This is a genomic window from Hyella patelloides LEGE 07179 (genome assembly GCF_900659865.1).
GTDB lineage: Bacteria > Cyanobacteriota > Cyanobacteriia > Cyanobacteriales > Xenococcaceae > Hyella > Hyella patelloides.
The window spans coordinates 1-6,667 of sequence record NZ_LR214100.1 but is presented as its reverse complement, the minus strand read 5'-3'; the positions used below and the strand labels follow the sequence as shown (position 1 = coordinate 6,667).

Below are 6,667 nucleotides of genomic sequence, written 5' to 3'. Positions count from 1 at the left end.
TTTGATACCTGTCGGTCTATAAAAAAAGATATCCAATAACTTAAAAATATCATACATAAGTCAAATGCAAATACTAAAAATCTCAAAGATGGTTCAAAAATAATGATTCCTACTAAACAAAAACACATTGGAAATAAATAAAATAAAACAACAAATATAGCAACTTGTTTATTAGAAAATAATTCATATTTATAAATATTCCAGTAATCTTTCTTGGTAGCCAAACAAATTTCATAATCAGGTGGTAGAGAATAAGATTCAAACGCTTGTCGCTCTAAATTAGACATTTATAAAAACAATTAAACTTTTACTTAAAAAGATTTCTTCAATTATGCAATCAACAATGATTCTTTGTGAATTGTAATTTCACTGACTAAAAAAACTTTGCGCCTCTGCCCCCAAATGCGATGGGGATAAACGACTCTGCGGGAGATAAAACAAACCATCGTAACAAACAAACGCCCCTACCCTACAAAACACCACACCGCCCTAAAAATGCAAAAATAAATAAATACACAGAACTGCATTACACAAACTACTATGGCTGAATCCCTTCCATACCTAAGCGGTAGCGAAATCCGCGATAAATTCCTCAAATTCTACGAATCAAAACAACACAAAATTTTACCCAGTGCGTCTTTAATATCAGAAGACCCTACAGTAATATTAACCATAGCTGGGATGCTACCCTTCAAACCCATATTTCTCGGACAACAAAAAGCACCCCAACCCCGCGCTACCACATCCCAAAAATGTATCCGTACCAATGATATCGAAAATGTGGGGCGTACTGCGAGACACCATACCTTCTTTGAAATGTTGGGTAACTTCAGCTTTGGTGACTATTTTAAAGAGCAAGCTATAGAATGGGCGTGGGAACTATCCACCCAGGTATATCAATTACCACCAGAAAGAATAGTAGTTAGTGTTTTCCAAGATGATAATGAAGCTTTTGCTATCTGGCGCGATAAGATAGGTATTCCCGCACATCGTATTCAGCGTTTGGGAGAAGAGGATAACTATTGGACAATGGGTGCTACTGGTCCTTGTGGACCTTGTTCTGAATTATATTATGATTTTCATCCCGAATTGGGCGATGAGAACATTGATTTAGAAGACGATAGTAGGTTTATCGAGTTTTATAACTTGGTATTCATGCAATATAATCAAGATGCAGAAAGAAATCGTACCCCATTAGAGAACAAAAACATCGATACGGGTTTGGGTTTAGAGAGGATGGCGCAAATTCTCCAACAAGTACCCAATAATTATGAAACCGATTTAATCTTTCCTATTATTAAAACTGCTGCTGAAATTGCAGGGATTGATTACAGCAAAGCTGACGAGAAAACAAAAACCTCTTTAAAAGTAATTGGCGATCACGTTCGTTCAGTAGTGCATATGATCGCTGATGGTATCTCTGCATCTAATGTAGGTAGGGGTTATATATTGCGTCGTTTGATTCGTCGGGTGGTGCGTCACGGTAGATTAATCGGAATTGATGGTAACTTTATTAATAAGGTTGCAGAAACAGCTATCACTCTTTCTGAATCGGCTTATCCTGCTATTAGAGAAAGGGAAGAGTTTATCAAAAATCAATTACAAAGTGAAGAATCTCAATTCCTCAAGACATTGGAAAGGGGGGAAAAATTACTTGCAGAAATTATTAATCGGGTAGGGACGTTTCGCGCGATGCGTAGCGAGTCCTTTAGGGAAACGTCCCTACAGCGAATATCAGGGGTAGATGCTTTTAAACTTTATGACACCTATGGTTTTCCTTTGGAACTTACCCAGGAAATAGCTGAAGAACAGGGGTTAACTGTTGATGTAGAAGGCTTTGAAGTGGAGATGAAAAAACAACGCGGTCGCGGTAGAGACTCCCATGAAACCATCGATCTCACTGTTCAAGGTAGCATAGATAAGCTTGCAGAACATATCCATCCTACAGAATTTTCTGGCTATACAGAATTGCAAGCAACAGCAAAAATAGAAGCTGTCTTAGTAGAAGGAAAAACCGTAGAAACTGCTGAAGTTGGGACAGAAATTCAACTTATTCTAGATAGTACTCCATTTTATGCCGAATCTGGGGGACAAATTGGCGATAAAGGTTATCTATCTGGGGATAATCTTTTAATTCGCATTACAGACGTACAAAAAGAATCTGGTTTCTTTGTCCATTACGGAAAAATCGTGCCGCAAAGCGGATCTCTGCGAGATCGCGGTACTGTTAAAGTAGGTGATACTGTCAATGCAACTATAGATCGTGCTAGTCGTCGTCGGGTACAGGCTAATCATACCGCAACCCATTTATTACAAGCTGCCTTGAAAAAGATCGTAGATGACTCTGTCTCTCAAGCAGGTTCTTTGGTAGAATGCGATCGTTTACGCTTTGATTTTAACTCTCCCCGTGCTTTAACACCAGATGAAGTAAAGCAAGTAGAAAAGTTAGTTAATACTTGGATATCCGAAGCACACGAAGCTGATGTCAACATTATGCCTATAGAAGAGGCTAAAGCGAAAGGTGCAACTGCTATGTTTGGCGAAAAATACGGTGACGAAGTCAGAGTTATTGATTTTTCTGGTGTATCAATGGAACTTTGCGGTGGTACTCATGTGCATAATACCGCAGAAATTGGTGCGTTTAAAATTATCTCGGAAACTGGCATTTCTTCAGGAGTAAGACGCATTGAAGCGGTTGCTGGTGCTGCTATTTTAGATTACTTGGAAGTACGGGATAAAGTAGTCAAAGAACTAAGCGATAAATTTAAAGTTAAACCTGAAGAAGTCAGCGAAAGAGTTAATAACTTACAAGCAGAACTAAAAGCCACTCAAAAAGAATTAGAAGTCATTAAACAAGAACTTGCTGTTGCTAAATCTGACGGCTTATTATCTCAAGCAGAAACAGTAGGAGACTTTAAACTCTTAGTAGCTAATATGGGCGAAATGGATGCTAAATCTTTACAGTCTGCTGGCGAAAGATTACAACAAAAATTAGGCGAATCTGCTGTAGTTTTAGCTTCTATTCCTAGGGGCGGAAAAGTAATTTTAGTAGCTGCTTTTAGTCAGAAAGTAATCAAGGAGAAGAAACTTCAAGCAGGTAAATTCATTGGCGGTATTGCTAAAATATGCGGTGGTGGAGGCGGTGGAAGACCAAATCTAGCCCAAGCTGGTGGACGCGATGCGAGTAAGTTAGAGGAAGCTTTAGAAACTGCTAAGAAGCAGTTAATTGAAGGGTTGAGTTAAATTAGATGAGGTGGGTTAATTCCCACCTTTTACTATTTATGACTATTTAAATAAATTATAAACTGCACTAATTTGTTCACCAGATTTCTCTTATGCTTGTTTTTCATGTCCATCTCTAATATATAGTTTGTTTTTATACCATGCTGGTTCATTACCTGCTTCAACCTTAATCATTAACACTGTACAATCTTTGTAATTAATAGGAATTAAATTAGTGTTAACTTGTGTTTTTAACCATTCAGGTAATTGAGAACTCCTGATTTTTCTACTAATAAAAAGAATATAATCATCCAAGCTAGTGTTGTGTATTTTAGCTTCTCTTTCTAAGCCAACAATTCCAAATGAATCAAATTTGTCTTTACTAGCAGGGAAAGGATTATTTAAGGCTATTGATAAAATAATATCGGCAAGTATTTGTTCGTCTTCACTATCTCTAAGATTAGAAGTATTGATAATACCTTGATTGCACCAAAAAGTGTCTTCTGCTATGACTCCGTATCCAAGTGAAATTGACTTAGCATCAATACTAATTTCTGGCATTTTAGTTAAGGGTAATATTTCTTGAGATACATCTCCACGTATTTCTGAAGCAAGACTTCTTACCAATCCTGAAAAACTACTTGTAACACCAGCTTGTCTCACTTCTTGAGGAGATAAATGTTTACCATTAGAGTTGATTCTATTAAATACATCTTCAATTTCTTCTTGTGAATTTGCTCGATATGTTGTAACTGCAAGTGAATAACTTAAAAAATCAAGACATTCTGAAGCATTGAGTAGCTTTGCAGTTTCTTTGTCAACAGATTCAAATATATTTTGTTTACTTAATTCATGTGCTAATGGTGATTTGGTTACATCAAAAAATTTATTATTAACAGAAAAATGATTTTCTATAAACCCAAAAATTGCATTTAATCTTTGCATACCATCAATAATTTCATACATATCTTCTCCTTCATTATTGAATTTTCCAAATAAAATTAAAGGAATAGGGTAATTGAGTAAAATACTGTCTATTAATCCTTGTTTTTATTTGCTTACAAGTTTAAGAAATAATATAATATGCAAAATGGCATAAGTAATACATAAATTATTTCTGTCAATATATTTACAATTTAAAGGAAGTTCATGAATCAGCAAAAATCAGCATTAGTAGTTATAGATTTACAAAATGACTTTACGTTAGAAAATGGAAAAGCTCATGCTTGTATATCCCAAGTAGATGCCCTTATCCCTGTAGTAAATAAGCTTAGTAAAATATTCATTGAAAGAAAACAAAATGTTGTTTATTTTAAAACAGAATGGTCAATTTTTTTAGTGCAACTCCTCACTGGCAATTCTGTGAAAAAAGGTACAAAGGGAGCAGATTTTGATAGTCGTTTAGAAATAGTTAGTGATAACATATTCACAAAAGGAAACAAAAACATATTTTCTAGTAGTGAATTCGTTCAATTTCTTCAGACTAATTCGATTAAACATCTTTATATGGCTGGTCTTGCTACAGATTATTGCATCAAGATATCGGCTAGCAATGCAATCGAAAGAGAATACAGAGTTAGTGTAGTGGAAGATGGAGTAGCTGCTTATAAATGTGGAAATTTTTTAAAGTCATTGCAAGTTTTGTCATCAAAAAATATCGCAGTTGTGAAATCAGCAGATAACTTAGAAGACTTAAAATAGAGCCTTGTTGATGCGCACTTCATTGTATTTCCCGCAGTTCCATAAGTTGATATTTGTCCTAAAATCTACAGCTACTAATTAAGATGAACAATTACCTTAATCTGTGACACAAATATACTCACAATAATTTTAATCCCCTAAAAAGCGATCGCCCTATTCCCTGACACTGCGAGATCTCAACTTAATTTTTAGAGATTTTTCTTCAATGCTAGCTAATTCTCGATCTCTAGTATATTCTTAGTTTTTTGAGTTCAAAACTTTGGCAATGAACAATGCACAAGTTACTGTAAAGGCATCAAAACTTCCAGGTATTTTAATAGAAAAGTATATTTATACCGCAGGTTCACTAGAACCTCTTCCTAAACATTCTCATCACGAATATCAATTAGGACTTAGTTTTAACTGTCAGGGCGAATATTTTTATCGAGGTGCTTATCATCCTATCCCAATAGGCAATCTCAGTATTATTCATTCTGGTGAGGTTCACTCTCCCAGTGAAAGAACTTATTTACCAGAACCCGCTACATTTTGGATGATGCACGTTGACCCCAGTTTACTAGAAGAGGTTGCAGCAGAGATCGCCAACAAGTTTGTTAATCTTCCTTTTTTCACTGAGTCAGTATTGGGCGATCGCTATTTAAGAGAATTATTTCATAATTTATGTATTGCCGTAGAAACAAACGCAACTGAGCTAGAAAAAGATTCCCTGATTTTAGATTTTTTTTCTAACTTAATTGTCCAAAATACCAGACTTTCTCCTAAATCTTATCAAACAGTTAAACCAGCGATTTCGGCAAAGCCAAGGCACTGCGAGATCGCAATAGTATGTGATTTTTTACAAGCTCATTATCAAGAAAACGTATCTTTAGCAGAATTAGCCAAGATATCGGGATTAAGCCGTTTTTATCTGAGTCGTTTGTTTCGTCGCGAAATGGGATTATCTTTGAGTGCTTATCAAAGGCAAATTCGGATCGATCGCGCTAAGAAACTGCTTGCTGAAGGAAGATCGATTACTCAAGTAGCTTCGGAAACGGGTTTTTACGATCAAAGCCATTTTGGTTGGCATTTTAAGCGTTTGGTTGGCACTACGCCAGGAAACTACAGAAAAGAGCAATAACTTCCTAGACAAGCTAATTAGATTATTCATAGAATTATGTCTATGTAAAGTTAAAATCCATTTATTTTTGTCAATTGCAAGGAATTAAATCTGATTTCAGGTATTTCACGTCGTCAAATTTTAACCAATGTTGCAGTAGCAACTACTGGAGTTACTAAGGAGATCGCAATAGACTCCCAAGATCGGCTTACCCAATCCCTTACAGATCTGGTTTACAAGCCAATAGTAAGAATCTTCAAAAAATTAAGCAAAAGCTTTCAAGAGATAGTTTTTCCGCTTCTGTAAATTCAATGTACAAAGTTCAAGTTAAACAAAAAACCAAGAATAAAAATCATGAAAAATCTACTTTTGGCTACTGCTACCGTTGTCACACTACAATTATCTTTAGAATCCAATGCGATCGCAGCCCAGATTAAAGAAGTTAATTTTAAAAGTAATAATCAAAACTTAGTAGGTAATCTCTATCTTCCTGATGATTATCAAGAAGGCGATAAATTACCAGGGGTAGTAGTAACTGGTGCTTGGACAACGGTAAAAGAACAAATGCCAGCTACCTACGCCGAAGCAATGGCAGATCGTGGCTATGCAGTTTTGGCTTTTGACTTCCTTAATTGGGGAGAATCGGGC

General features: G+C 35.8%; 6 protein-coding genes. 4 read left to right on the top strand and 2 right to left on the bottom strand.

Translation table 11 applies throughout. The features are described from left to right. The coding region (locus tag H1P_RS37835; RefSeq protein WP_222427304.1) for a hypothetical protein at window positions 1-287 on the bottom strand (287 nt) is incomplete at its 3' end. A gap of 253 nt (window positions 288-540) precedes the next feature. Between H1P_RS37835 and alaS the strand changes: the two genes are divergently transcribed. Continuing rightward, window positions 541-3,243, top strand: coding sequence for an alanine--tRNA ligase (alaS, locus tag H1P_RS29650; RefSeq protein ID WP_144874520.1), 2,703 nt, complete (start codon window positions 541-543; stop codon window positions 3,241-3,243). 90 nt (window positions 3,244-3,333) lie between these two features. Here alaS and H1P_RS29645 read toward each other — a convergent pair whose 3' ends face one another. Then, the gene (locus H1P_RS29645; RefSeq protein ID WP_144874518.1) at window positions 3,334-4,260 is read right to left on the bottom strand and encodes a DUF262 domain-containing protein; all 927 of its coding nucleotides are present in this window, start codon (window positions 4,258-4,260) and stop codon (window positions 3,334-3,336) included. Between the two features lie 111 nt (window positions 4,261-4,371). On the opposite strand from H1P_RS29645, the gene H1P_RS29640 reads away from it, so the two are divergent. From H1P_RS29640 to H1P_RS29630, 3 genes are all read left to right on the top strand, one after another. Further along, window positions 4,372-4,923: a cysteine hydrolase family protein gene (locus H1P_RS29640; RefSeq protein WP_144874516.1), complete on the top strand. Its 552-nt coding sequence runs from the start codon at window positions 4,372-4,374 to the stop codon at window positions 4,921-4,923. A gap of 265 nt (window positions 4,924-5,188) precedes the next feature. Then, complete coding sequence (locus H1P_RS29635; RefSeq protein WP_144874514.1) at window positions 5,189-6,040, top strand: AraC family transcriptional regulator; 852 nt, start codon at window positions 5,189-5,191, stop codon at window positions 6,038-6,040. A 333-nt stretch (window positions 6,041-6,373) separates the two neighbouring features. Beyond that, a partial coding sequence (locus H1P_RS29630) for an alpha/beta hydrolase (protein WP_186376220.1) occupies window positions 6,374-6,667 on the top strand: 294 nt, incomplete at its 3' end.

What these genes read in the sequence shown, in the direction of transcription:
- H1P_RS29640 (WP_144874516.1), top strand. Translation starts at nt 4,372, where the DNA reads ATGAATCAGCAAAAATCAGCATTAGTAGTTATAGATTTACAAAATGAC.
- alaS (WP_144874520.1), top strand. Translation starts at nt 541, where the DNA reads ATGGCTGAATCCCTTCCATACCTAAGCGGTAGCGAAATCCGCGATAAA.
- H1P_RS29635 (WP_144874514.1), top strand. Translation starts at nt 5,189, where the DNA reads ATGAACAATGCACAAGTTACTGTAAAGGCATCAAAACTTCCAGGTATT.